The 26404-nt window shown below is 74.6% G+C and carries 21 protein-coding genes; 13 read left to right on the top strand and 8 right to left on the bottom strand.

Annotated elements, in window-relative coordinates:
* Positions 1-26 precede the first annotated feature (26 nt).
* From O7542_RS27470 to O7542_RS27490, 5 genes are all read left to right on the top strand, one after another.
* Complete coding sequence (locus O7542_RS27470; protein WP_240925966.1) at positions 27-1268, top strand: CapA family protein; 1242 nt, start codon at positions 27-29, stop codon at positions 1266-1268.
* 59 nt (positions 1269-1327) lie between these two features.
* Positions 1328-2107 carry an endonuclease III gene (gene nth, locus O7542_RS27475; protein ID WP_064446796.1) on the top strand — a complete coding sequence of 260 codons (780 nt, stop codon included), beginning with the start codon at positions 1328-1330 and terminating at the stop codon, positions 2105-2107.
* On the top strand, positions 2104-2709 hold the full coding sequence (locus O7542_RS27480) for a TlpA disulfide reductase family protein (protein ID WP_176722799.1): 606 nt from the start codon (positions 2104-2106) through the stop codon (positions 2707-2709). Before nth ends, O7542_RS27480 begins: the two co-directional genes overlap by 4 nt.
* A complete protein-coding gene (locus O7542_RS27485) occupies positions 2706-3398 on the top strand; it encodes a CoA pyrophosphatase (protein ID WP_043327875.1) in 693 nt (230 codons plus the stop codon). The genes O7542_RS27480 and O7542_RS27485 overlap by 4 nt, the downstream gene beginning before the upstream one ends.
* Before the next feature lie 76 nt (positions 3399-3474).
* Positions 3475-4653, top strand: a complete 1179-nt coding sequence (locus tag O7542_RS27490; protein WP_043327876.1) for a MarP family serine protease — start codon at positions 3475-3477, stop codon at positions 4651-4653.
* A 15-nt stretch (positions 4654-4668) separates the two neighbouring features.
* Here O7542_RS27490 and O7542_RS27495 read toward each other — a convergent pair whose 3' ends face one another.
* The 4 genes from O7542_RS27495 to eccCa all read right to left on the bottom strand — a co-directional run bounded on the left by O7542_RS27495 (position 4669) and on the right by eccCa (position 11613).
* A complete protein-coding gene (locus tag O7542_RS27495) occupies positions 4669-5394 on the bottom strand; it encodes a phosphatase PAP2 family protein (RefSeq protein WP_069088227.1) in 726 nt (241 codons plus the stop codon).
* A 30-nt stretch (positions 5395-5424) separates the two neighbouring features.
* Complete coding sequence (locus tag O7542_RS27500; protein ID WP_281605403.1) at positions 5425-6219, bottom strand: phosphatase PAP2 family protein; 795 nt, start codon at positions 6217-6219, stop codon at positions 5425-5427.
* Positions 6220-6266: 47 nt separating this feature from the next.
* A complete protein-coding gene (mycP, locus tag O7542_RS27505) occupies positions 6267-7586 on the bottom strand; it encodes a type VII secretion-associated serine protease mycosin (protein WP_281605404.1) in 1320 nt (439 codons plus the stop codon).
* A gap of 88 nt (positions 7587-7674) precedes the next feature.
* Positions 7675-11613, bottom strand: a complete 3939-nt coding sequence (gene eccCa / locus O7542_RS27510) for a type VII secretion protein EccCa (RefSeq protein ID WP_281605405.1) — start codon at positions 11611-11613, stop codon at positions 7675-7677.
* A gap of 105 nt (positions 11614-11718) precedes the next feature.
* On the opposite strand from eccCa, the gene eccD reads away from it, so the two are divergent.
* A complete protein-coding gene (eccD, locus tag O7542_RS27515; protein WP_281605406.1) occupies positions 11719-13101 on the top strand; it encodes a type VII secretion integral membrane protein EccD in 1383 nt (460 codons plus the stop codon).
* Between the two features lie 57 nt (positions 13102-13158).
* Here eccD and O7542_RS27520 read toward each other — a convergent pair whose 3' ends face one another.
* Positions 13159-13665, bottom strand: coding sequence for an inorganic diphosphatase (locus O7542_RS27520; protein ID WP_013288994.1), 507 nt, complete (start codon positions 13663-13665; stop codon positions 13159-13161).
* Between the two features lie 374 nt (positions 13666-14039).
* Between O7542_RS27520 and dacB the strand changes: the two genes are divergently transcribed.
* The 3 genes from dacB (at position 14040) to tilS (ending at position 17727) form a co-directional block, all read left to right on the top strand.
* Positions 14040-15464, top strand: a complete 1425-nt coding sequence (gene dacB / locus O7542_RS27525) for a D-alanyl-D-alanine carboxypeptidase/D-alanyl-D-alanine-endopeptidase (RefSeq protein WP_176722800.1) — start codon at positions 14040-14042, stop codon at positions 15462-15464.
* A gap of 66 nt (positions 15465-15530) precedes the next feature.
* The gene (locus O7542_RS27530) at positions 15531-16598 is read left to right on the top strand and encodes a zinc-dependent metalloprotease (protein WP_043330860.1); all 1068 of its coding nucleotides are present in this window, start codon (positions 15531-15533) and stop codon (positions 16596-16598) included.
* A gap of 103 nt (positions 16599-16701) precedes the next feature.
* Positions 16702-17727, top strand: coding sequence for a tRNA lysidine(34) synthetase TilS (tilS, locus tag O7542_RS27535; RefSeq protein WP_348651584.1), 1026 nt, complete (start codon positions 16702-16704; stop codon positions 17725-17727).
* A 327-nt stretch (positions 17728-18054) separates the two neighbouring features.
* Here tilS and O7542_RS27540 read toward each other — a convergent pair whose 3' ends face one another.
* A complete protein-coding gene (locus O7542_RS27540) occupies positions 18055-19014 on the bottom strand; it encodes a helix-turn-helix domain-containing protein (protein ID WP_281605408.1) in 960 nt (319 codons plus the stop codon).
* Positions 19015-19164: 150 nt separating this feature from the next.
* Here O7542_RS27540 and O7542_RS27545 point away from each other — a divergent pair, with 150 nt between their 5' ends.
* The 4 genes from O7542_RS27545 (at position 19165) to folE (ending at position 23089) form a co-directional block, all read left to right on the top strand.
* A complete protein-coding gene (locus tag O7542_RS27545) occupies positions 19165-19302 on the top strand; it encodes a hypothetical protein (RefSeq protein WP_187693985.1) in 138 nt (45 codons plus the stop codon).
* A gap of 99 nt (positions 19303-19401) precedes the next feature.
* Positions 19402-19977: a hypoxanthine phosphoribosyltransferase gene (hpt, locus tag O7542_RS27550; RefSeq protein ID WP_013288988.1), complete on the top strand. Its 576-nt coding sequence runs from the start codon at positions 19402-19404 to the stop codon at positions 19975-19977.
* Between the two features lie 377 nt (positions 19978-20354).
* The gene (gene ftsH, locus O7542_RS27555) at positions 20355-22385 is read left to right on the top strand and encodes an ATP-dependent zinc metalloprotease FtsH (protein ID WP_043327886.1); all 2031 of its coding nucleotides are present in this window, start codon (positions 20355-20357) and stop codon (positions 22383-22385) included.
* An 86-nt stretch (positions 22386-22471) separates the two neighbouring features.
* Positions 22472-23089, top strand: coding sequence for a GTP cyclohydrolase I FolE (gene folE / locus O7542_RS27560; RefSeq protein ID WP_013288986.1), 618 nt, complete (start codon positions 22472-22474; stop codon positions 23087-23089).
* A 53-nt stretch (positions 23090-23142) separates the two neighbouring features.
* Here the strand turns inward: folE and O7542_RS27565 are convergent, their stop codons facing one another.
* Positions 23143-23844, bottom strand: coding sequence for a hypothetical protein (locus O7542_RS27565; protein ID WP_166457513.1), 702 nt, complete (start codon positions 23842-23844; stop codon positions 23143-23145).
* A complete protein-coding gene (locus O7542_RS27570) occupies positions 23841-26369 on the bottom strand; it encodes an FtsK/SpoIIIE domain-containing protein (protein WP_281606511.1) in 2529 nt (842 codons plus the stop codon). Before O7542_RS27570 ends, O7542_RS27565 begins: the two co-directional genes overlap by 4 nt.
* Between the last annotated feature and the right edge of the window lie 35 nt (positions 26370-26404).

The following is a 26404-nucleotide window of genomic DNA, read 5'->3' on the forward strand; positions in this document are numbered from 1 at the left end:
TTCCGGGGACGGTAGCGTCGCCGACGATGTACGCTCCCGCCCGTTCTGTGCCCCGTGCCCGCCGCGCCGCCGTCGCCGCGCCGCGCCCAGCCCTCCCCGGACCTCGTCGAGGCGCGGTCCGGACCCGTCTGGCCGCGCTCGCCGCGCTCGCCGCCGTCCTGTTCGCCGCCGGCTGCGCCGGTGACGCCGGCGGATCGGGCGGCGACGCGAGGTGGCAGGCCGGTCAGGGCGGCGGGTCGACCGGCGCGGCCGGACCCGCCACCGGTGACCAGCCCGCGGCGCCGAACGCCCCCGACGAGCCGTCGATCTCGCTCACCGCGACCGGCGACGTGATCATGGGCAACGCCCCGGACCGGCTGCCGCCCAACGGTGGCAAGGGCTTCTTCGACGACGTGAAGTCGGCGCTCAAGGGTGACCTGGTGATGGGCAACCTGGAGGAGCCGCTCACCGACGACACCGGCGCCGGCAAGTGCGGCCCGCAGCCGAAGAACTGCTACCAGTTCCGGGCGCCGCCCGGCTACGCCGCGCACCTGCGCTCGGCCGGGTTCCAGCTGCTCAACCAGGCCAACAACCACGGCTACGACTACGGCCGCCAGGGCTACGAGAACACCCAGTCGGCGCTGGAGGCGCACGGGCTCAAGCACACCGGCGCGCCCGGGGAGATCACCGTGGTGGACGTCAAGGGCGTCAAGGTCGCCGTGGTGGGCTTCTCGTCGTACCCCTGGTCCAACAGCCTGGTCGACCTGAACGCCGCCAAGCAGGTGATCGAGATGGCCAAGGAGGCGGCCCAGATCGTCGTGGTGCAGGTGCACATGGGCGCCGAGGGGTCGGACAAGACCCGGGTGAAGCCGGGCACCGAGATGTTCTTCGGCGAGAACCGTGGCGACCCGATCCGCTTCTCCCGCACGGTCATCGACGCCGGGGCCGACCTGGTCATCGGCCACGGTCCGCACGTGCTTCGCGGGATGGAGTTCTACAAGGGGCGGCTGATCGCGTACAGCCTGGGCAACTTCGCCGGCGGCGGGAAGTCGCTGAACAGCTCCGGGCGACTCGGCTGGGGCGGCGTGCTCAAGGTGTCGCTCACCGCCGAGGGGAAGTTCGTCGGCGGCACGTTCACCTCCACCGTGATGAACGGAGTGGGACGCCCGTCGGTCGACCGGCAGAACCGTGGCCTCGGGCTGGTCCGCGAGCTGAACGGGGCCGACTTCCCGGACACCGGCGCGAAGCTCGACGCGACCGGGAGGATCACCGCGCCCGCGGGTGGCTGAGCGCACGACCACCGCGCCGAGCCGCCGGAGCGTCGGCCCCGCGACGTAGGCTGGCCGACGTGACCACGCGCTCCCCCGAGACCGACCTCGGCCGTACGCGCCGCGCCCGGCGCATCGGCCGCGTGCTGACCGAGACGCACCCCGACGCGCACTGTGAACTCGACCACTCCAACGCGCTGGAGCTGGCAGTCGCGACGATCCTGTCCGCCCAGTGCACCGACAAGAAGGTCAACGAGGTCACGCCGAAGCTGTTCGCCCGCTACCGCACCGCCGCCGACTACGCCGGGGCGGACCGCGCCGAGCTGGAGGAGCTGATCCGGCCCACCGGGTTCTACCGCAACAAGACCAGCTCCCTGATCAACCTCGGGCGCGCGCTCTGCGAGCGGTACGACGGCGAGGTGCCCGGCCGGCTGGACGACCTGGTGACCCTGCCCGGGATCGGCCGCAAGACCGCCAACGTCATCCTCGGCAACGCCTTCGGCGTCCCCGGCATCACCGTCGACACGCACTTCCAGCGGCTCGTGCAGCGGTGGGCGCTCACCACCGAGACCGACCCGGTGAAGATCGAGCACGCGATCGGCGCGCTCTACCCGAAGCGCGACTGGACGATGCTGTCGCACCGGGTGATCTTCCACGGCCGCCGGGTCTGCCACGCCCGCAAGCCCGCCTGCGGCGCGTGCACGCTGGCGAAGCTGTGTCCCGCGTACGGCACCGGGCCGACCGAGCCGGCCGCCGCGGCCAAGCTGCTCAAGGGCCCCCGGGCCCGTGACCTGGCGGTGGCCGTCGGCCTCGACCCCGACCTGGTGCCGCAGCAGGCCGCCGCGGCGGACGTGCCGTGATGCGCCGTCTCGCGTACCTTCTCGTCCCGCTGCTGCTCGCGGTGGCGGGCTGCACCGCCACGGCCGACGAGCCGGAACGTCCGGCGCCGGCGACCCGGGCCGAGCGCCCCTCGCCGTTCGCCGACTGTGCTCCGCTGACCGTCGTGCCCGCCGCTGCGGCTCCGACGCCCGCCGGTAAGGCCGGGGACCAGCTCCCCGACCTGACGCTCAACTGCTTCACCGGCGGCGCGCCGGTGAACCTGCGCGACGTCAAGGGCCCGGCGGTGATCAACGTGTGGGCGTCCTGGTGCCCGCCGTGCCGCAAGGAGCTGCCCGCGTTCCAGCGGCTCAGCGAGCGGGCCGACGGCCGGTTCCAGGTCATCGGCGTGAACAGCCGGGACAGCCGCGGCGGCGCACAGTCCATCGGCGAGGACTACGGCGTCGGCTTCCCGATGCTGCTCGACCAGGGCGACGCGTTCCAGCGCGCGCTGGAACGCAACGCGTTCCCGCTCACGGTGCTCGTCGACGCCGACGGGCGGATCCGGCACACCGACGCCACCGGCGCGCTCGACGACGCCCGCCTCGCCGCGCTGCTCCAGCGCCACCTCGGGGTGAAGGTATGACCCGACGGCCGCCGGGGTGGTTCGACCCGCTGCTGGGCCGGCTCGGCACCGCGCGCGCGGAAGACTTCACCCGCATCGTCACGCCGGAGCGCGGCGGCCGGGAGAGCGCCGTGCTGGTGCTGCTCGGTGAGGAGCCCGGCGCCGGGCCGGACGTGCTGGTCCTCCAGCGCGCCGCGACGCTGCGCAACCACGCCGGTCAGCCGGCGTTTCCCGGCGGCGCCGCCGACCCGGAGGACGCCGACGCCCGCGCCACCGCGCTGCGCGAGGCGAACGAGGAGGTCGGGCTCGACCCCGGCAGCGTCACCGTGCTGGCCGAGCTTCCCCGGCTCTGGATCCCGGTCAGCGACTTCGTGGTCACGCCGGTGCTCGCCTGGTGGCACGACCCGCACCCGGTGCACCCGCGCGAGCCGGCCGAGGTCGCGCACGTGGCCCGGCTGCCGGTCACCGAGCTGGTCGACCCGGAGAACCGGATGCGGGTCCGTCATCCGAGCGGCTGGACCGGCCCGGCGTTCTCGGTGCGCGGCATGCTGGTCTGGGGCTTCACCGCCGGCGTGATCGACCGGTTGCTGGAGATGGGCGGCTGGTCCCGGCCCTGGCCGCGCTCACGGGTGGTGGAGCTGCCGCCGGTCGACGCCACACCCGCGCCGTCGGCGGGCACCGAACCGGCCGACGAGACACCCGTGCGTTGATCACCGGTACGCATCCTCGGGTCACGTTCCGCGAGCGCTGAGCCGAGCACGGGCCCGGTGCCCGTACCCTTGGGGCGTGTCCGCCGTGGATCTCGTCCTTCTCCTGCTCATGCTCGTGTTCGCGATCAGCGGATACCGTCAGGGTTTCGTCATCGGGGCCCTGTCGTTCTCCGGCTTCTTCCTGGGCGCGCTGCTCGGCCTCCAGGTCGGGCCGCTGATCGCCCAGCAGTTCACGGCGAGCGGCACCCGCGTGCTGGTCTCCCTGGTGGCGATCTTCGGGCTCGCGGTGCTCGGGCAGGCGCTGGCCGGCTGGCTCGGCTCCAACCTGCGGGCGGCCATCACCGGGCCGGCCGGGCGGAAGGTCGACGACGTCGGCGGCGCGTTCATCTCGGTCATCGCGGTCATGCTGGTGGCCTGGCTGGTCGCCGTGCCGCTCGGCTCCTCCTCGGTGCCGTGGCTGGCCTCCTCGGTCCGTAACAGCGCGCTGCTCACCGTCGTCGACCAGGTGCTGCCGGACAAGGCGCAGGACCTGTCCACAGCGCTGCGCGACACCGTCGACACCAACGGCTTCCCGGACGTGTTCGGCGATCTCGCGCCGACCCGGGCCCGGCAGGTCGCCCCGCCCGACCCGGCGCTGGCCAACTCGCAGGTGGTGCAGAACAGCAGGCGGTCGGTGGTGAAGGTGCTGGGCTCCGCGCCGAGCTGCTCGCGCCGCATCGAGGGCTCCGGCTTCGTGTACGCCGACGACCGGGTGATGACGAACGCGCACGTGGTCGCCGGCACCCGCTCGGTGGCGGTGGAGCTGCGCGGCGAGCGGTACGACGGCGAGGTCGTCGTCTACGACCCGGACCGGGACCTCGCCGTGCTCTACGTTCCCGGGCTGCCCGGCCCGTCGCTGCGCTTCGCCGCCGGTCAGGCCGCCACCGGCGCGGACGCGATCGTGCTCGGCTTCCCGCTCGACGGCCCGTACGACGCCCGCCCGGCCCGGATCCGGGACGTCGACCGGATCACCGGTCCGGACATCTACTCGGCCGGGGACGTCACCCGGGAGATCTACACGATCCGGGCGCTGGTCCGCAGCGGCAACTCCGGTGGCCCGCTGGTCTCCTCGAACGGGCTGGTGCTCGGCGTGATCTTCGCGGCGGCGGCGGACGACCCGAACACCGGTTTCGCGGTGACAGCGGCCGAGGCGCGGCCGGTGGCGCTGGCGGGCGCGGAGCGTACCCGGGGAGTGGCCACCGGCGAGTGCACCTGAGCCGGCCGGCGGCGCTCAGCCGCCCGCGGATGCTCCCGCCGGTGTCACGTCGTCGCCGGAGCGGGACAGCGGCAGCCGGGCGCGACCCCAGGTGAGCGTGCGGTCGAGCACCGCCCGCGCCATGATCGCCACGCAGGCGCCGCCGTTGAGGAACGAGGCGACCACGTCGCTGGGGTGGTGCATGCCCCGGTACATCCGGGTGAGCGCCACGCCCACCGGCACCAGCACCAGCAGCGCCCACCAGCCCACCTTCACGGGGGTGCTGCGCGCCCGCAGCGCCAGCAGCACCGCGAGACCCACGTAGAGCGCGGTGGCCGCCGACGTGTGCCCGGACGGGAAGCTCGAAGTCGGCGGGGAGGCGTCCATGTGCTCGACGGCCGGACGGTTCCGGTCGATCACCATCGTGGTGAACAGGAAGATCAGTGCCTGCGCGGTCACCGCCGCGCAGAGGAACAGCGGCTCCCGCCAGCGGTGCAGCACCAGCCGCAGCACCAGCGCCGCCAGCACCGTGACCACGACGATCATCTGGGTGCTGGCGAGCGTGCTGAACACCAGCGAGACGTCGTTCCAGCCCGGCGTGCGATCGCCGGCCAGCTCCCGGTTGACCGTGTCCTCCACGGTGAACGGCCAGGTACGCGCCAGCACCCGGGTCACCAGCAGGCCCAGACCCACCATCAGCGCGAAGAGCAGGGCCAGCGGCAGCAGGACACGCCGGGTGACTCGGATCACGACATCGGACATGGGCTCGCCTGTACCCCGTGGCGGGCGCGGCTACGCCCGGTCGTCCTCCGGCCGCTGATCGGCCAGCTCCGGCTCGACGCCCTCGCGGAGCGGACGGGCGGACGGTCGCCCGGATCCGCTGCGCCAGGTGGCGAACGCGGCCGAGGTCGCGGCCACCACCGCCGCCCCGAGCACCCAGCCACCCACCACGTCGCTGGTCCAGTGCACGCCCAGCGCGATCCGGCTGAGCCCGGTCACCACAGTCACCAGCAGCGCGGCGGCCCACAGCATGATCCGGCCGGCGCGGCTGTCCCGGGCGAACGGCAGGAACACCAGCAACAGCACCCCGGCCGCCAGCGCCGCGTTGAGCGCGTGACCGGACGGGAACGAGTAACCGGCCGCCCGGGCCACCGGTTCGAGCAGGTCCGGCCGGTCCCGCCCGACCAGGAGCTTGAGCAGCGCGCCGAGCAGCCCACCGGCGATCATGGTGACGACCACCCAGGCCGCGAGCCGGGACGCGCCGCGCCGGAACAGCCACACCGCCACCACTGCCGCGGCCACCCGCAGCGGGCCGGGCCCGAAGACATGCGTCCAGACCGTCATCACCGCGACCCAGGCGGGATGGTCCTGCGCGTACCCGTGGAACGCGTCGGTGATCGAAGCGTCCAGCCGGAGCAGCGGCGACCATGCGCCGAGCACCAGCAGCGCGAGCAGGGCGAACGGGATCAGCACCAGGAACGCGGCGGCGGTGGCCAGGGAGAGCCGCAGACCCAGTGAGTGGTCCCGGTCGAGGCGGCGGCTCCGCCACGACCGGCGGCGCGTGACAGTCGCCCCGGTGGTGTCCATGGGGGCTTCCCTACCCAGGAACGGGCGCGGTCAGACCACCGCGTCGGTCAGCGACGGATCTGCCGGAACCGGCGCACCATCAGCGCGCTGCCGGTGATCAACGCCACGAACAGCGCCAGGCCGCTCCAGAGCCGCTCCGGGGCGCCCACGACGGTCTGCCCCGCCGGCAGCGCCGACCAGCCCTCCGGCCTACCACCCAGCGGGTCGCCGCCGCGGCCCGCCGCCGCGGCCCGGGTGTCGCGTCCGTCCTCCGGAGCCGGCCCGAAGCCCACCACGCCGGGGGAGTCGTTGTCGTCCAGCGGGTTGTGACCCACCGACGGCACGTCGGCGGTGAGCGCCGCCACCGGGTCCACCAGGCCGTAGCCGAACCGGTCGTCGCGTCCGGTCGGGCCGAGGTCCCGGGCGGTGCTGATCAGCCGGTTGACCACGTCCCCGGCGGACATCTTCGGGTACCGCGAGCGGACCAGCGCGGCGGTCGCGGCCACCAGCGGCGCGGCGAAGCTCGTCCCCTGCACCCGCCAGTAGCCCCCCTCCGGCCGCGCGCCGTAGAGCGCGGTGGCGGGTGCGCTGAGGACCGTCTCGTGGCCGGTGATCGAGCCGGACCAGAGGTTCTCGCCGGAGCGTTCCAGCCCGGCGACGGCCAGTACGCCGGGCTCCCGGGCCGGATACCAGACCTTGGTGGTCGTCGAGGTGGCCAGGTTGCCGGTGCAGGCGACCACCACCACGTCCCGGGCGAAGGCGTAGTCGAGCGCTGCGGCCAGGGCCGCGCTGTCGCTGCTGCCGCCCAGCGACAGGTTGACCACTCCGGCGCCGTTGTCCACGGCCCAGCGCACCGCCTTGGCGATGATGAGCGCGTCGTCGTAGCGGTTATCGGCGTCGAGCACCCGGACCGGGAGGATCTTGGCGTCCGGCGCCAGCCCCACCACGCCCCGGTCGTCGTCGGCCCGCCCGGCGATCAGCCCGGCCACGGTGGTGCCGTGCCCCACCGGATCAGGCCCGTCCGAGCCGTCCGGAGTCACCAGGTCGAGGCCGGGCAGGACCTGGCCGGCCAGGTCGGGATGCGATCCGTCCACACCGGAATCGATCACCGCGACCACCACGCCGCGCCCGGTCGAGGTGCGCCAGGCGGTCTTCGCCCGCAGCTTCTCCAACTGCCACTGCTCGTCGCGGACGTGGTCGCCGCGGAGCACCCGGTCGGGAGCCGCCAACTGCCGCTGAGAGGCGGCGACCGGGACGGACGGCGCGGCCTGTGCCGGCGGCGTCAGCGGACCGGCGACGACGACCAGCGCCGACGCGACGGCCAGCAACGCGCGCCGGGCGACGCGCCGGGGCGGCCCACCGGGCAGGCCCTGCCGATCCCTGGTCACATTCCCCAGCCGTTCCGTCGCGTCAGACACATGCCGCTCGGAGATTACCGGTTGTCCCGGCCGTCACGGGCCAACTCGGCGCTTCGGATCACCCGGGCGGAAGATGCGCCAACTGCACCAGGCGCACCCCCTCACGACGGGTGACCAGACGGGCCCGGCCCGGCGGCAGCGGCCCGGCCTTCACCTGACCGACGAGCGCGCCCTCCTCCGGGCCGCCCGACATCACCAGCCCGGCCGTGGACAACTCCCGCAGTCGCTGCACGATCGGCTCGTACGCGGTCCGTCCCGCCCCGCCGGTCCGCCGCGCCAGCACCAGATGCAGCCCGACGTCCCGGGCGTGCGGCAGGTGCTCCTCCAGCGCGCGCAGCGGGTTCGTCGGGCCGCCGGCCACCAGGTCGTAGTCGTCCACCAGCACGAACAGCTCCGGCCCCTGCCACCAGGACCGGCTGCGCAGTTGAGCCGGGGTCACCTCCGGTCCGGGCTGCCGCCCCGCGAGGTAGCCGGCGGCCGACTCGATCAGCTCGGCGGTGTGCGGCGCCGCCGTGCCGTACCCGATCAGGTGTGGAGTGTCGATCACGCCCATCAGGCTGCGCCGGTAGTCCACGAGCATCACCCGGGCCTGCTCCGGGGTGAACCGGTTGACGATCGACGTGGCGAGCGCGCGCAGGAACGACGACTTGCCGCACTCGGCGTCGCCGAAGACCATGAAGTTCGGCTCGGTGGCGAAGTCCAGCACCACCGGGGCGAGGTCCGCCTCCGCCACGCCGATCGGGAACGCCAGCCCGGTTGTCGCGCTCTGGTCCAGCTCGGCGTAGGGCAGCACCGGCGGCAGCAGCCGCACCCGGGGCGCGGGCGGACCGGTCCACGCTCCGGCGACCGCCTTCACCAGGTCGGCGGTCTCGCCGCCGAGCGCGTCGACCCGGGGCACGGCGGTGAGGAAGTGCAACCCGCCGGCGGTGATGCCCCGCCCCGGCCGCTCCTCCGGCACCGTCGCCGCCAGCGCCCGCTTGACCACCACCGAGTCGGCCGGGTCGCCCAGGCGCAGCTCCAGCCGGGAGCCGAACAGGTCGCGGATCGCCGGGCGGAAGTCCGACCAGCGCAGCGCGGTCGCCACCACGTGCACCCCGTACGCCAGGCCGCGAGTGGCCAGTTCGGTGACCAGCGGTTCCAGGTCCTCGTACTCGCCGCGCAGGGTGTTCCAGCCGTCCACCACCAGGAACACGTCGCCGAAGGCGTCGGTCGCGCCCGCCGCCCGGCGCTGTCGCCACGCGGCCATCGACTCCACGCCCGCCTCGGCGAAGCGCCGCTCCCGCTCCGCGAGCAGGCCGGCGACCTCGCCGACGGTACGGCGCACCGCGGTGCCGTCGGAGCGCCCGGTGACACCGCCCACGTGTGGCAGGTCGCGCAACGTGCCCAGCGTGCCGCTGCCGAAGTCGAGGCAGTAAACCTGCACCTCGGCCGGGGTGTGGGTGAGCGCCAGCGCGCAGACCAGGGTGCGCAGCAGGCTGGACCGGCCGCTGCGGGTGGTGCCGACCACCGCGACGTGCCCGGCCGCGCCGTCCAGCGCCAGCCAGAGCAGGTCACGCCGCTGCTCGAACGGCTTGTCCACCACCGCCACCGGCACCTGCAGCGCCCCGTGCAGCTCCGGGTTGGCGACGGTGAGCCCGCGTACCGGGTCGGCGCCGACCGGGCCGAGCAGCTCGTCCAGGGCGGGCGAGGCGTCCAGCGGCGGCAGCCACACCTGGTGCGCCGGCGGGCCCTGCCCGGACAGCCGGTCCACCAGCAGGTCCAGCAGCGTCTCGCCGCTGTCGTCCTCGGCGGGGAGAGCGGCGGGCGTGGCCGGCTCGGGCACCGGCACCAGATGGGTGGAGAAGGCGAGCACCCGCGACTCACCGGCGTCGGGCGCGCCCGCCGGCCCGCCGCGCCGGTGGACCGCGCCGGAGACGTACGCGGCCTTGAACCGCACCAGCGGGTCGGTGCCGGAACGCAGGTAGCCGTGCCCCGGGCTGCGCGGCAGTTCGTGCGCGTCCGGCACGCCCAGCACCGTCCGCGACTCCAGCGCCGAGAACGTCCGCAACCCGATCCGGTACGACAGGTGCGTGTCCAGCCCGCGCAACCGCCCCTCCTCCAGCCGCTGGCTGGCCAGCAGCAGGTGCACCCCGAGCGACCGGCCCAGGCGGCCGATCTGCACGAACAGGTCGATGAAGTCGGGCTTGGCGGACAGCAGCTCGGAGAACTCGTCGCAGATCAGCAGCAGTGACGGCAGCGGCGCCAGCGGCGAGCCGGCCGCCCGGGCGCGCTCGTAGTCGCGCACGCTCGCGAAGTTGCCCGCCCGGCGCAGCAGTTCCTGCCGGCGCATCAGCTCACCGTTTATCGCGTCCACCATCCGGTCCACCAGTGGCAGCGCGTCAGCCAGGTTGGTGATCACGGCGGCGGTGTGCGGCAGCCGCTCGAACGGCGCGAACGTGGCGCCGCCCTTGAAGTCGACGAGGACGAAGTTGAGCTGCTCCGAGCTGTGCGTGGCGGCCAGCCCGAGCACGAGCGTGCGCAGCAGCTCCGACTTGCCGGAGCCGGTCGCGCCGATCAGCAGGCCGTGCGGGCCCATGCCGTCCTGCGCCGACTCCTTCAGGTCGAGGTCGATCGCGCCGCCGTCCGCGCCAACCCCGATCGGCACCCGCAGCCGGTCCCGCGCGGCCCGGGGCGCCCAGCCCTGCTCTGCGGTGAAGCCGTCCGGGTCACCGAGCCCGAGCAGCTCGGGCAGGCCGGGTTCGGCGCCGGGCGGCGCGTCCGGCCCGCGTACCGTGCCGGCGAGCCGCAGCGGCGCGAGCCGCCGGGCCACCGCCTCGGCGTCGGCGGTCGCCAGCGCGTCGGCGGCGCCCACCTCGGCGTGCCCCTCGGCGGAGTGCGAGTGCAGCCGGCCGTCGACCAGGTCGAGCAGGAGGGCGTACCGGTCGAGCAGCCGGGGCGGCGGGGTGTCCAGGTCGAGCACGGTGACCGCGTCGATGCCGCCGTCGCCGGCCAGGTCGGTGGCCCCGGTCAGGTCGCCGCCGTCGAGCACCACCACGACGTGCGGCCCGTCCGTGGCCACGCCGTGCGGACTGAACCGCGACCGGGCGCCGAGCACGTCGTGCAGCAGCCGTTCCAGGTCGGCGGCGGAACTGGTGACCAGCCGCACCGGGCCGAGCGCGTCGGTACGGCTCGGGTGGTGGGCGTGCGGCAGCCACTTGACCCACTCCCAGGCGGCCCGGCGTTCCGGCCCGGAGCAGACCGCGATCAGCAGCTCGTCGGGCGCGTGGAAGACGGCGAGCTGGGTGAGCACCGCCCGGGCCAGCGCCTGCGCGGCGGGCGATCCGGTGCCGCGTACCGGGCCGGCCGGCCCGCGCACGAAGACCCGGGCGAAGCTGCGCAGCGACAGCGCCACCGGCAGGTCCGGCACCACCGAGTACGCGTCCAGGAAGCGCCGCAGCGCCCCGGCCGTCATCGGCTCCAGCTCCTCCAGCGGGCGGGTGACCGGCGGGACCAGCGGGGTGGCCAGCGTCTGCGGCCCGACACCGACCCGGACCACGGCGAAGTCCCCGTCGCCGGGCCGCCGTTCCCAGACCCGGTGGCTGTCGACAGTCGACCAGAGTCGCCCCGGATCGGGATGGCGGTAGGACAGGCCGGCACGCTGCGCGCCGGCGGTCTCCCGCACCCGGCGGCGCAGCGTGGCCAGGTGCCGCAGGTACTCCCGGCGGGCGGCCATCAGCTCGGACTTCTTCGGCCCGGCGCTGCCCCAGGTGGTCACCAGCATCGCCAGCGAGGAGAGGCCGAACATGCCGCCCACCACGTACGAGTAGGCCCCGCCGCCCCGGCCGAACATCATCGCCATGGCCACCGTCCCGCCGAGCATCGGCAGCACCATAAGCGCCTGCTGCCAGCGCCCGCCGGCAGCCACCGGGATCTCCGGCGGGGCCTCGACCGGCAGCTCGCCGACCGGGATCTCCGGCGCCGGGCGGCGTGGCGGCCGCTTGATGACGACAGTGGACACTCACCCTCCCCGGAAGTGGCTCTGGGTAACCCGAGCCTGGCTCATCGTAGGTAAAGTCCTCTCGTCCGTCAGCCCACTGTTCCCGCTCGATATGGAGGTGCCTCGATGACAAGCGGGCTCGCCCGGGTCACCATCAGCGCGCCCCGGCGGCGGGTCGACGTGGCCCTACCGGAGCAGGTCCCGCTGGCCGAGCTGCTGCCCGAGGTGCTCCGGCACGCCGGGGAAGGCCTGGCCGACGACGGGGAACGGCACGGTGGGTGGGTGCTGCGCCGCACCGACGGCGGGGTGCTCGCCACCGCGCAGGCGCTCCTGCCGCAGGGCGTCCGCGACGGCGAGGTGCTGCACCTGGTGCCGGCCCGTGCCGAGTGGCCCGAGCTGGAGTACGACGACGTGGTCGAGGCGATAGTCGACGGGGCCCGGCGCCGGGGCGCCGCCTGGTCGGGCCGCGCCACAAGGGCCGCCGCGCTCGGCGGCGCCGCCGTACCCCTGGCCGTCGGGCTGGTCGCCGTGGTCGCGGCCGGTCCCGGTGAGCGCGGCTGGCCGGTGGCCGCCGCGATCGCCCTGATCCTGGTGCTCACCGCCACCGCGGCCTCCCGGGCGTACGCCGACGGCGCCGTCGGCGCCACCCTCGGCGGGTACGCGCTGCCCTGGGCGGCGACGGCCGGCGCGCTCGCCGTCGCCTCCGGCGATCCGATCGGCCCGATTCCCGGCCTGCGCTGGGTGGGCGCTCCGGAACTGCTCGTCGGCTCGGTGGCGCTGCTGCTGGTGGCGGTGCTCGGGCTGCTCGGCGTGGCCAGCCGGTCCCGGGTCTTCGTGGCCGGGTCGACGGCGGGCGTGACCGGCGTGGCGTCCGCGTTCGGCGGGCTGCTGCTCGACCCGGCCGGCGCCGCGGCCGTCCTGCTCGCCGTGCTGGTGTTCGCGCTCGGCGGGCTGCCGCTGCTGGCCATCCGGGTCGGCAAGCTGCCGCTGCCACCGCTCACCCTGCCCAGCCCGGCCGGCACCCGGGACCTGCCGGACCGGGGCCGGGTGCACGCGGCGGTGGCCCGCGCCGAGGAGGTGCTGACCGGGATGCTCCTCGGCCACGCGCTGCTCGCGGTCGGCGCGGTCGCGGTGCTCGTCGCCACCGGCCGGACCGCCGGGCTGCTGCTCGCCGCCGTCGCCTGCGGGGTGCTGCTGCTGCGCTCCCGGCTGTTCGTGGCGGTCCGCCACCGGGTGCCCGCCGTCGTCGCCGGGCTGGCCGGGTACGCCCTGCTCGGCGCGGTGCTGGCCGAACACGCCGGTCCGGCCGGCCGGTTCGCGCTGGCCGTGGGCGGGCTGGCGCTGGCCCTGGTCGCGGTCACCGCGGGCGCCACGTACGCCCGGCGACCCGTCTCCCCGTACCTCGGCCGGCTGGCCGACCTGACCGACACCGCGCTGGTGGTCGCGGTCGTGCCGGTGGCCTGCGCGGTGCTGGGCCTCTACGACCGGGCCCGCGATCTGCTCGCCTGAACACGCGGAGGCCCGGGTCGCGAAGCGCGACCCGGGCCTCCGGCGAAAGCGTGAGCGTCAGTGCAGCGTCTCGCCGCGCTCCTCGGCCTCCTTGGCCCGCCGGTACGAGGCGGCGATCTCCGCCTCGGCCTCGACCCGGCCGACCCAGGTCGCGCCCTCGACCGACTTGCCCGGCTCCAGGTCCTTGTAGACCTCGAAGAAGTGCTGGATCTCCAGCCGGTCGAACTCGCCCAGGTGGTGGATGTCGCGCAGGTGCTCCTGGCGCGGGTCCTCGTAGGGCACGCAGAGGACCTTGTCGTCGCCGCCCTTCTCGTCCGTCATCCGGAACATGCCGATGGTCCGGCAGCGGATCAGGCAGCCGGGGAAGGTCGGCTCGGGCACCAGCACCAGCGCGTCCAGCGGGTCGCCGTCCTCGCCGAGGGTGCCCTCGATGAAGCCGTAGTCGGCCGGGTACTGCGTGGAGGTGAAGAGGGTACGGTCCAGCCGGATGCGGCCGGTCGCGTGGTCTACCTCGTACTTGTTGCGGTGACCCTTGGGGATCTCAACCGTGACGTCGAAATCCATCTCCCACGCTCCCTCGTTTGCCCACGCTGGCTAACGGAACCAGCGGTTCGCCCCCGGCGCGGGGGAACGCCCCCCGTCGGCCTCGGCCGCCGCATAGTGTTCGGACCGAAGTAGTGTCGCCCAAGGCGATTTCGAGCGGGGAGGAGGGGGCCGTGGGGAGGGAAGATTCACACTACCGCCCCGAGAGGGTTGACGGGTCCGCTTCCGGGGGTTCCGGTTCCGGTGGCGCCACCGGCCGGGTGTCCGTCCCGGGTGCGAACGTCCCCCACCGTCCGGCTCCGGGTCCGATCCCGGTGAGCCCGCCCGTCCCACCGGCCGGCGCCGCGCCGCCCCCGCCCTCCCCGCCTCCGGCCGCGCCGCGTCGCCGCTCCCGGCTGGTCGCGGCGCTCGCGTGCGTACTCGTGCTGGCCCTGGCGGTCGCCGGGCTTGCCGTGTTCCGGCCCGGTCCGGTCGCGGGCTGGCTGGGCGACGACAGTTCTTCGGGTACGGCGGTCGCCGCGCCGCCCGAGCCCACCCCGCCGGCCGTGCTGGCCGGGCCGGACGGCAACGCCCCGCTTCCCACCGAGGCCGGAATCCGCGCCGCCCTGGACCCGCTGGTGCGCGCCGCCGCGCTCGGCGACCGGGTGCACCTGTCGGTGGCCGACGTGAGCACCGGCCAGGCGCTCTACGGCAGCGGCCAGGACACCCCGACGGTGCCCGCCTCGGTGACCAAGCTGGCGACCGGCGTGGCGGTGCTTGCGGCGCGCGGCCCGGCCTACCGGATCCCGACGAGGGCGGTGGCCGGCCCGAACCCGGGCGAGGTGGTCCTGGTCGGCGGCGGTGACCCCACGCTCGCCGTGGACAAGGACGGCTTCTACCCGGGCGCGGCCCGGCTGGACGACCTCGCCGCCCAGGTGCGCAACGCGCTCGGCGGCACCGCGCCGACCAAGGTGATCGTCGACTCGTCGCTGTTCACCGGCCCGGTCTTCGAACCCGGCTGGGACTCCGACATCCCCACCGGCGGGTTCGGCGCGGCGATCACCGCGCTGATGACCGACGGCGCCCGGAAGAACCCGGCGGAGGCGCGCCGCACCGCCGAGCAGACCAACCACGCCGCCGAACGGGTGCCCCAGCCGGACCTGACCGCCGGCCGGCAGTTCGCCAAGCTGCTCGGGCTCACCGGCGGCGCGGCCCAGGTGACCCGGGGCACCGCGCCGGCCGCGTCCGGCGCCACCGGTACGGCGCCCGGCGCCGAACTGGGCACCGTCGAGTCCCTGCCGATGATCCGGCTGGTCGACATCATGATCAGCGACAGCGACAACGTGATCGCCGAGGCGATGGCCCGCCAGGTGGCGCTCGCCAAGGGCAAGCCCGGCTCGTTCGCCGGCGGCGCCGCGGCCACCGGCCAGGTGCTCGGCGAACTGGGCCTGCCAGCGGGCGAGATCAGCCTGGCCGACGGCAGCGGGCTGTCCCGCACCAACCGGATCAGCCCCTCGCTGCTCACCGACCTGATCACGCTCGCCGGCAACGGCAGCCACCCCGAACTCGCTGCCATCTTCGGCGGCCTGCCGGTCGGCGGCTGGTCCGGCACGCTCGACGAGCGCTACCGGGCGGCGGCGACGAGCGCCGGCGCGGGCGTGGTGCGCGCCAAGACCGGCACGCTCAGCGGGGTCAACGCCATCGCCGGCACGGTCACCACCGCCGACGGCCGGCTGCTCACGTTCGCCGTGCTCACCGACCGGACGCAGGGCTCGCTGGACGAGACCCGGGCGGCGCTGGACCGGATCACCTCCGCGCTGGCCGGGTGCGGCTGCCGCTGACCGACGGGCGTCGATCGGCGGGCGCGAGCCCGGGTGGGGGTGTTCCGGCGCGGGTACGGTGGGTTCATGGCGCAGTTCGTGGACTGGGATCTGGCCGCCGCGACAGCGGGGGCGCTGAGCAAGTCGGGCCCCCGGGTGTCGTACGCCGAGGCCACCGACGTGGTCGGCGACCTGCGCCGGCTGACCGAGGAGGCGGCCGGGCACGTCGCCGACTACACCGGCCTGCGTCCGCAGGTCGCCCACCCGCCGGTACGCGTGGTCGACCGCCGGGACTGGGCCGCGGCGAACATCGCCGGGCTGCGTGAGGTGGTGTCCCCGCTCGTGGAGCGCCTCTCCGGCGACAAGCGGCCGGGCGCGCTCACCGAGGCGATCGGCTCCCGCGTGACGGGTGTGCAGGCCGGCACCGTGCTGGCGTACCTCAGCGGCCGCGTGCTCGGCCAGTACGAGGTGTTCGCCGGTGACCCCGGCCAGCTGCTGCTGGTGGCCCCGAACATCCTCGAGGTGGAGCGGAAGCTCGGCGCGAACTCGCGCGACTTCCGGCTCTGGGTGTGCCTGCACGAGGTCACCCACCGCACCCAGTTCACCGCCGTGCCGTGGATGCGCGCGTACTTCCTCGGCGAGGTGCAGGCGTTCGTGGACGCCTCCCAGGGCGGCGAGCACCTGCTGGAACGGCTCCGCCGCGGCGTGGCGACGCTCTCCGACGCGGTCAAGGACCCGGAGAGCCGGGCCAGCGTGCTGGACATCGTGCAGACCCCGGCCCAGCGCGCCGTGCTGGACCGGCTGACCGCGCTGATGACGCTGCTGGAGGGGCACGCCGAGTTCGTGATGGACGGCGTCGGCCCGCAGGTCATCCCCAGCGTCGAGTCGATCCGGGCGGCGTTCAACCGCCGCCGCGAGTCCGGCAACCCGCTGGAGAAGGCGATCCGGCGGCTGCTCGGCATCGAGGTCAAGATGCGCCAGTACGCCGAGGGTCGCAAGTTCGTGCACGGCGTGGTCGACCGGGTGGGGATGCCGGGCTTCAACAAGATCTTCTCGTCGCCACTGACGCTGCCGCGCCTGGACGAGCTGGGCGACCCGGACGCCTGGGTGAACCGCGTACACGGGCCCGCCGGTGCCACCCCGCCCCTCGGCTGACCCGCCCGGCCCGGGTGGTTCGCCCAGTTCGGTCGGTGCGCTGAGTTCGGCTGGCTCGGTCGTGCCGGGCGGTCCCGCCGGCTCGGCGGATCCGGCTGGCTCGGTGGATCGCCCCGGCCGGGCTGATTCCGGCGCGCGATCGCGCCGCTCTCCGTCGCCCGCTCCCGCCGTCGCCGCCGTGCGGCTCGCCGTACGCCGGACGCTGACCGGCCTGCCCGGCGCCGGACCGGTGCTGGTGGCCTGCTCCGGCGGCGCCGACTCGCTCGCGCTCGCCGCCGCCACCGCGTTCGTGGCTCCCCGCCTCGGCCGCCCGGCGGGCCTGGTGACAGTCGACCACGGCCTGCAGCCCGGCTCCGCCGAGCGGGCCGAGGCGGTCGCCGCCTGGGCACGCTCGGCCGGGCTCGACCCGGTCGAGGTGCTTCCGGTACGGGTGGACGGCCGGCCCGGCGGCCCCGAGGCGGCCGCCCGCGAGGCCCGCTACGAGGCGCTGGCCGCGGCGGCCCACCGGCACCACGCGGCCGGGGTGCTGCTCGGGCACACCCGGGACGACCAGGCCGAGACCGTCCTGCTCGCGCTGGCCCGGGGCGCCGGGCCACGAGGGCTGTCCGGGATGCCGGAAAGTCGTGATCTCGACGGGGCAACCCTGCTGCGCCCACTGCTCGACATCCCACGTGCCGACACCCGGGACGCCTGCGCCGCGCTCGGGCTCGACCCGTGGGCGGACCCGCACAACGCCGACCCCGCGTACGCCCGGGCCCGGGTCCGGTCCGACGCGCTGCCGGCACTCGTCGACGCGCTCGGGCCGGGGGTGGTGGCGAACCTGGCCCGTACCGCCCGCCTGCTCGCCGCGGACAACGCCGCGCTCGACGCGCTCGCGGACGCCGCGCTGGCCGACGTCCGGGCCGACGGCCGTGCGCTCTCCGTCGACGGGCTGGCCGGGTTGCCGGCCGCCGTGCGTACCCGGGTGCTGCACACCTGGGCCCGCGAGCTGGGCGCCGCGCCGGCCGCGATGTCCCACAGTCACGTGGCAGCGCTGGACGCCCTGGTCACTGATTGGCGCGGCCAGGGCCCGGTGCACCTGCCCGGCGGCCACCAGGTACGCCGCCAGGCCGGTCACCTCCTGCCCTGACCGGTGATCCAGCCGGGTTCGCGCCGCCACTCCGGCGGCCTGGCGCCCCGCGGCGTCTCGCCCCTCCCGCCTCGCCTCGCCTGGGCCTCGCCTGGCAGTGATCAAGGACTTTGTGTCCACTTCACGCCTCCGGCAGCCCGCAAACTCCTTGATCACGGGTGCGGCGCGGGAAGCGTGCCCACCCGGGGGCGGTGATCATGAGGTTGACGGGGAGGAAACGGACGAAATCCACGGTCAACTTCATGATCGCCGGGGTGGGCCGGGCCGGGGTGGGCCGGGGTGGGCCGGGCCGGGGTGGGCCGGGGTGGGCCGGGTGGAGGGGGAGCGTCAGGCGGTGGTGCGTTCGCGGAAGGTGGTGCGGTAGGCGAGCGGGGTGGTGCCGACGCGGCGGGTGAAGTGGTGCCGTAGCGCCGCCGCGTCGCCGAAGCCGGCCTGCTCGGCGACGCCTTCCACGCTCAGCGTGGTGTCCTCCAGCAGGTGCCGGGCCAGCAGCACCCGCTGGTTGGTCAGCCAGTCGTGCGGGGTGGTGCCGGTCTCGGCGCGGAACCGGCGGGCGAACGTGCGCGGGGCCATGCCGGCGCGCGCGGCCAGCTCGTCCACTGTCACCGGGTGGCGGAGGTGCCCCATCAGCCACTCCAGCACCGGTTCCAGGGTGGGCGCCTCGGGGGCCTTCGGGATGGGCGCCTCGACGTACTGGGACTGGCCGCCGTCGCGGTGCGGTGGGACGACCATCCGGCGGGCCAGCCGGGTCGCCACGGCGGAGCCGTGCTCCTGGCGTACCAGGTGCAGGCAGGCGTCGATGCCGGCGGCGGTGCCGGCGCTGGTGAGCAGCCGGCCGTCCTGCACGTAGAGCGAGTCGCACTGCACCTGGGCGGCCGGGAAGCGTCGCTGGAGCTCGTCTGTGTAGCGCCAGTGGGTGGTGCAGGCGCGCCCGTCGAGCACGCCGGCTTCGCCGAGGACGAACGCGCCGGCGCAGACGCTGAGCAGCCAGGCTCCGCGGTCGGCCGCGCGGCGCAGCGCGGCGAGCACCGGTTCGGGCACCGGGGCGCCGTCGGCGTGCGCGGGCACCGCCACCAGGCCGGCGTCCTCGACCACTGTGAGGTCGGCGGTGGGGGCGAGCAGGAATCCGGAGCGGCTGCGGACCGGGCCGCCGTCGGCGGTGCAGACATCGAACCGGTAGCTGGGGAAGCCGTCGGCGGTGCGGTCGGTGCCGAAGACCTCGGCGAGCACGCCGAGCTCGAACGCGGCGACCTGGTCCATGACGATGACGGCGACCGAGCGGAGCATGTGACGAGGGTAACCCGACCGGTGGCAGTAAATCGATGCCCAATGACATTCCTGCCACTGTCCGTATCGGTCGGTGGCTCGCAGAATCAATGGTGTCCGGTGCGCACCGGCGGCGAAAACCGTCTCAACCATGCGAAAGCGAGCGCCGCCATGACCGTTCTGATGTTCCTGCTCTTCCTGCTTCTCCTCGTCGGGGCCAGCGCCTTCGGGCTCACCGCCGACACCCGCGACTCGGCCGACTGGAAGCCGAGCGATGACGGGCAGCGCTGGCGCTCCCGTACCTGCTGAGGTGATTTGTTCAGATCGCGCCGAAAATCCCCGGCGGGACCGCGCCAAAAGGAGCGGCCCCGCCGACGGCCGCCGTGGGGCGTACGGCAGGCTAGGAGCATGGCTGACGGCTCCTGGTACGACGCCGACATCGACCACGTGATCATCTCGGAGGCCCAGATCCGCGACAAGACCGCGGAGCTGGCCAAGCAGGTCTCGGCGGACTACGCGCACGTCGAGGACGGCCTCCTGCTCGTCTGCGTGCTCAAGGGCGCGGTCATGTTCATGGCCGACTTCGCCCGCGCGCTGGGCCGCCAGGGCCCGCCCGCCGAGCTGGAGTTCATGGCCGTCTCCTCCTACGGCCAGGGCACCACCTCGTCCGGCGTGGTCCGCATCCTCAAGGACCTGGACCGGGACATCGCCGGCCGGCACGTGGTGGTGGTCGAGGACATCGTCGACTCCGGTTTGACCCTGTCCTGGCTGCTGCGCTACCTGGAGTCGCGCTCCGCGGCCAGCGTCGAGGTGGTCGCGCTGTTCCGCAAGCCGGACGCGGTCAAGGTGCAGGTTCCGGTCAAGTACGTCGGATTCGACATCCCCACCGAGTTCGTCGTGGGCTACGGCCTCGACTTCGGCGAGCGCTACCGCGAGGTGCCCTACGTCGGGGTGCTCAAGCCCGAGGTGTACGCCCGGGCGTGAGTTCCGCCGAGCCCTTCGTCAGCGGACATTCAGCGGGCTCTCAGCCTTCCGGTCTACGGTAGGGGCCGGTGACGTGGAGGCACCCTCCACGCCCGACCCCTCGAACCGCTGACCGTGCGGTATGGGTGGGCCGGGTGCGGAGCTCCCCGCCACGCCGGCCCAAACCCGGGTTCGCCCTGCGCGTAAGTGACGGGCTCGCAAGCTCGCTCGTCGCGCGTACGGTGTACCGTCGAATGACCGTGGTGCGGCAGTTTGCGTGCCCCGGGGGTCGGGCCGGCCCGCACGGCGGCCCCGGCCGCCGCTCAAGGCGGCGACACCATTCAGACGGTCAGGACGTCGATCAGGAGGATGCGGGCGCCTCGGCACCCGACAACAGCATGGAACGTACGCGTTTCTTCCGCCGACCGGTGGTCTGGATCATCCTGGTCATCCTCGGCGCCGTTGTGCTCAGTCAACTGTTCACCGCTGGTCCCAGCTACCACCGGGTGGACACGTCCGTCGCGCTCGACCAGCTCAACAAGGGCGGCATCGAGAAGGTCGTCTTCCAGGACAAGGAGCAGACGCTCCAGCTCGACCTGAAGGACAAGGCCAAGTTCGGCGACGACACCACCACCGACAAGATCGAGGCGCAGTTCCCGTACGAGGTCGGCGGCCAGGTCTGGAACCAGGTCCGCGAGGCCGAGGCGGCGGACCGGATCACCGGCCCGGTCGACACCAAGGTGTCGTCGGACAGCATCTGGGTCAGCCTGCTGGTCAACCTGCTTCCCATCGCGCTTCTCGTGCTCCTGCTGCTGTTCTTCATGTCGCAGATGCAGGGTGGCGGCTCGCGGGTGCTCAACTTCGGCAAGTCCAAGGCGAAGATGATCACCAAGGACACGCCGAAGACCACCTTCGCGGACGTGGCCGGGGCCGAGGAGGCCGTCGAGGAACTGCACGAGATCAAGGACTTCCTGCAGAACCCGGCGAAGTACCAGGCCCTCGGCGCCAAGATCCCGAAGGGCGTGCTGCTGTTCGGCCCGCCCGGAACCGGCAAGACGCTGCTGGCCCGCGCGGTCGCCGGCGAGGCCGGGGTGCCCTTCTACTCCATCTCCGGCTCCGACTTCGTCGAGATGTTCGTCGGCGTCGGCGCCAGCCGTGTCCGCGACCTGTTCGAGCAGGCCAAGTCGAACGCCCCGGCGATCGTCTTCGTCGACGAGATCGACGCGGTCGGCCGCCACCGTGGCGCCGGCATGGGCGGCGGCCACGACGAGCGGGAGCAGACGCTCAACCAGCTTCTGGTCGAGATGGACGGCTTCGACACCAAGGGCGGCGTGATCCTGATCGCCGCCACCAACCGGCCGGACATCCTCGACCCGGCGCTGCTGCGCCCGGGCCGGTTCGACAGGCAGATCCCGGTCGACGCCCCCGACATGGAGGGCCGCAAGGCCATCCTGCGGGTGCACGCCAAGGGCAAGCCGTTCACGCCCGACGTCGACCTCGACGCGGTCGCCCGGCGTACCCCGGGCTTCAGCGGCGCCGACCTGGCCAACGTGATCAACGAGGCCGCGCTGCTCACCGCCCGTAAGGAGCAGCGGGCGATCACCAACGACTCCCTGGAGGAGTCGATCGACCGGGTGATCGCCGGCCCGCAGCGCCGGACCCGGGTGATGAGCGACCAGGAGAAGAAGATCACCGCGTACCACGAGGGTGGGCACGCGCTGGTCGCCTGGGCGCTGCCGCACGCCGCGCCGGTGCACAAGGTGACCATCCTGTCCCGGGGTCGCTCGCTGGGTCACACGCTCGTGCTCCCGACGGAGGACAAGTACACCCAGACCCGGGCCGAGATGATCGACACCCTGGCGTACGCGCTCGGTGGCCGGGCGGCGGAGGAGCTGGTCTTCCACGAGCCGACCACCGGCGCCGGCAACGACATCGAGAAGGCCACCCAGCTGGCCCGCGCGATGATCACGCAGTACGGCATGAGCTCCAAGCTCGGTGCGATCAAGTACGGCACCAGCGGCGACGAGCCGTTCCTCGGCCGCAACATGGGCCACGAGCGGGACTACTCCGACGCGGTGGCCGCCGAGATCGACGGCGAGATGCGCGCGCTGATCGAGCTGGCCCACGACGAGGCCTGGGAGATCCTGGTGGAATACCGGGACGTCCTGGACAACATGGTCCTGGAGCTGATGGAGAAGGAGACCCTCTCCACCGCCGACATGGCCCGCATCTGCGCCCGGGTGGTCAAGCGCCCGCCGATGGCCCCGTACCACGGCTTCGGCAAGCGTCAGCCCTCCACCGAGCCGCCGGTGCTCACCCCGGCCGAGAAGGAGGCGCTGGCGACGCAGGCCCGCGCCGACGCGGCCGCCTCGATCGGTGGTTCCAGCTCGATCGGTGGTTCCAGCAACAACTCGGACGGTACGCACTGAACAGCGATCCGACGACGGCCGGCTCCCCGCACAGGGAGTCGGCCGTCTCCGCGACCGAGCCCGACGGCGACGACGCGCTCGACTACGTGGCCGCGCGCCTGATCAGCGGAAAGCTGACAGGCGGCCCGGTGGAGGACAGCGTCGACCTCGCCCGGATCGAGAAGGCGGTGCGCGAGATCCTCATCGCGGTCGGCGAGGACCCGGACCGCGACGGCCTGCAGCAGACCCCGGCCCGGGTCGCCCGCGCGTACGCCGAGCTCTTCGCCGGCCTGCGGGTCGACCCGGCGCAGGTGCTGCGCACCACGTTCGAGGCCAACCACGAGGAACTGGTGCTCGTCCGGGACATCGACGTGATGAGCCTCTGCGAGCACCACCTGCTGCCGTTCCGGGGCAGCGCGCACATCGGCTACATCCCCGGCCCGGACGGCCGCATCACCGGCCTGTCCAAGCTGGCCCGGCTGGTCGAGGTGTTCGCCCGGCGGCCGCAGGTGCAGGAGCGGCTCACCTCGCAGATCGCCGACCTGCTGATGTCCAGCCTCGCCCCGCGCGGCGTGATCGTGGTGCTGGAGTGCGAGCACATGTGCATGGCGATGCGCGGCATCCAGAAGTCCGGCGCGAAGACGATCACGTCCGCGGTGCGCGGCGGCCTGCAGAACGACGCGAAGTCGCGGGCCGAGGCGATGGCACTGATCATGGCCCGCTGACCCTCGACCGACACCGACGGCCGCGTACTCCCGCCCGGGAGACGCGGCCGTCGTCAGCTCGGCAGCATGGCCAGCAGCAGGCCGGCGGCGGTGAGCACGGCCGGGATCAGGCAGACCAGGGCCCCGAATCGGGGCGTGCGGTCCACCCGGTCGGTCGGACGCGGGCGGAAGAGCCGCCCCACCGCGAGCCAGCCCAGCATGAACGCGACGGCCGGCAGCGGCAGCCCCACCAGCAGCGCCAGCACCGTCACCGCCCCCGGCCCGGCCACCGCGTACAGCACGAGCTGGAGCAGCGGCACCACGAGCGCCAGCGGCCCGTACACCAGCAGGTTGCGCGGCCGGGACGGCCACCGCGCCAGCCGGGGCAGGCCCCGCGCGGCGAGCGTGTCGTCCGCCGCGTCCGCCCAGTCCCCGGCGGCGCGCAACGCCGCCAGCACCGCCGACGGCCCACCCGCCATCGACCGGGCCGCCTCGGTCACCTCCGGCGGCGTCGGTACCAGCGACAACGCCGGTACGCCCAGCTCACGCAGCCGGGACTGCTGCGGCGCCAGCCGTTCGCGTACCGCTGTCAGCTCCTCGCGGGCCGCCGCCACCGACCGCGCCTGCTCCCCGGCGGCGGTGGCCGCCGCCCGGCGTACGCCGTCGAGCGCCCGTGCGGCCGCGACGTACTCCGTCCAGGCCGACTCGGCGGGTTCCGCCACTGTTGTCGGTCCGCCGTTGCGGGGCCCGGGCACGGTCGTGCCGGTCTCGCTCATGCCGAACCCTCCCCGGCGCCGAACGGCACGAAAACGGTGCCCTGCTCGTCCGGGCCGTCCCAGAGCATCGCGCGGCCCGGCCGGGGCCGCCACCAGACCGGACGGTCGAAGAGCTGCTCCAGCCGCCCGCCCGGCACGTCGGTGACCGCCACGGCGGTGAGCTTGTCCAACTCGCCCTCCGGGCCGAGCAGCCCGGCCAGCGGCGCCGGCGTCCGCCACCAGCCGAGCAGGTGCCGCCCGGCCGGCGGGCCCTCCAGCAGCAGCGACCGCAGCAACTCCGGCGGCAACTCGGTGGCGTCCGGCACGTCCACCCCGAACACCACCAGGTAGCCGGGCTCGTCCGACGCCATCGCGGTCCGCAGCCCGGCCGCGTCGACGGTCTCCACCCGATGCCGCCCGGCCAGTTCGGCGGCCAGCACCCCGGCCGGCTCGGCCGACCCGTTCGCCAGCGGCGCCAGCACGAACCGGGCCGCGCCCGGATGCGCCGCCGCCGCGCTGCGGACCGCCGTCACCAACAGCCGCTCGGCCTCCTCGTCCCGGCCCAGGACGGCCAGGTTGCGCCCGGCGCCCGGCCCGAGCGGCACCGTCACTGTGGAGCGCCGCACGTCCACCCCCCGGCCCAGCAGGGCGGCGGGAGCGTGGGCCCGGCCGGCCAGCGCGGCCCGGTGCCGCGGGTCGTTGGCGAGCAGCGGGCGGGCGTACCCGGCGAACACCACCGGCGGCGTCGCCGACTCGCCCCGCGCCTCCCAGAGGCGTCGCCGCAGGCCGGCCAGGACCTCCGGATCCTCGTACGGGTCCGGGAAGCGGATCATCCGCTCATGCCCGCGGGTCGCGCCGCGCGGACCGCCCAGACCGCCCGCCGTGTTCACCACCGCGCTGCCCACCGGCAGCCCGGCCGCCGAGTCGTTCGCCGGCTCCAGCACCGCCGAGCCGCCGGGCAGTGCCACCCGCACCGGGAACTGGCCGAGCAGCGGATCCCGCGGGCCGCCGATGCCCAGGTCACCCTCGCCCGCGAGGACCAGGTGGATGCCGTACGACCGGCCGGCGCGGGCCAGCGCGTCCAGCCGGGCCAGCAGGTCGGCGGCGAGCCGGTCCCGCTCGCGCAGCACCAGCGGGAAGTTGTCGATCACGCAGACGATCCGGGGCAACGGCTGGTGCTGCCGCAGCTCGGCGTAGCGCTGCCCGCCGGCCCGCCGGGACGCCTCCTCGCGGCGGCGCAACTCCGCCTCCAGCTCGCCGAACAGGTCGGCCACGTACTCCCGGTCGGCCGCCATCCCGGCGGCGCGCACCTGCGGCACCCAGGAACGGTCCCGCTCGGTCTGCAGGAACTCCACGAAGGACTCGCCGTCGGCCAGATCAGCCAGGTAGAGCGCCAGCTCCTCCGGGCCGTACCGGGCGGCGAGCCCGAACAGCGCGTCGGTCAGGAACGCCGACCGGCCCGCCTGGCCCCGGCCACTGACCAGCCAGTGCGGAGTCAACTCGGTGAAGCCGAGGCTGACCGGACGCCCGGCGGCGTCACCCACAGTGGTGCTCAGCCCGTCCGCCGAGCCGTCCGTCCAGAAACCGTCCGCCGGGAGCAGGTCACCCAGCGAGAGGCGGGAGCCGTCCTCGATCTGCCGGACCAGCCGCGCGCACACAGCGGCGACCAGCTCGGCGGGCGGGTCGTCGTCCAGGAACACCGGCGAGTTCAGCCCGCCCGGCGGCTCCGCGCCGGGACTGCTGAACCCGGCGCCGGGCGGGTCGCCGACGAGCGCGTACGCGGTGCGGACCGTGATCGCCGTGGCGCGCGGCAGCGGACCGCCGTCCGGCCAGCCGGCGACCACCAGATGCAGCCCGGCCCGCGGCCCGCCCTCGGCCAGGCCGGCGAGCCGGTCCAGGTCGGCAGTGGTAGTACCCTCCGGCAGCGCGGCCACCACGAGCAGCAGCGTCCGGTCGTGCGCCCGCTGCCGGGCCGTGCCGGCGGCCACCCACTGCTCCGCCTCGGCCAGCACCGCGCGCATCCCCGCGAGGTCGGTGGCGGGCGGGGGCAGCAGGCCGGCGTCGGCGAGCGGCGCGTACCCGGCGAAGGTGTCACCGGAACCGCCGTCGACCGCGCGGGCCAGCAGCGCCCCCGCTGGCGTCGCCGCGAACACGCGCAGCAGCAGCGCGCGGAGCAGCCCCGCCACCCGAGGGTCCGAGGCGTCGGCGTCGAGGCTCACGTGACCGCTGCCGAACAGGGGCGCGAGCGCGGGGAACCGGGCGTCGTCGAGCGGCGCGGCGGTGCCCATCCGGACCAGTGGCGGCGGGCCGTCACCGGGTGGCGTCGCCGCGGTCAGCGTCTCCAGCGGACCGCCGGCCCAGCCCGGCGCGGCCAGTTCAGCAGCCGCCCGCAGGCGCTCGGCCAGCTCGTACTGCCGGTGATGGTCGGCCGGCGCGGGCCGGATCTCGTCGAGGATGCCCGCCGCCGCCGTTGCGGCGGCCTCGGCCCGGCGGTGCAGCGCGGCGGCCCGGCCGGCGCGCGCCTTCGGAGTCGCCACCGCGTCCACCTCTCTTCCCGAGGCCGACATGTCCTCCCCGAGGT

Origin of the sequence: Micromonospora sp. WMMC264 (genome assembly GCF_027497275.1) — a bacterium.
Lineage (GTDB): Bacteria > Actinomycetota > Actinomycetes > Mycobacteriales > Micromonosporaceae > Micromonospora > Micromonospora chalcea.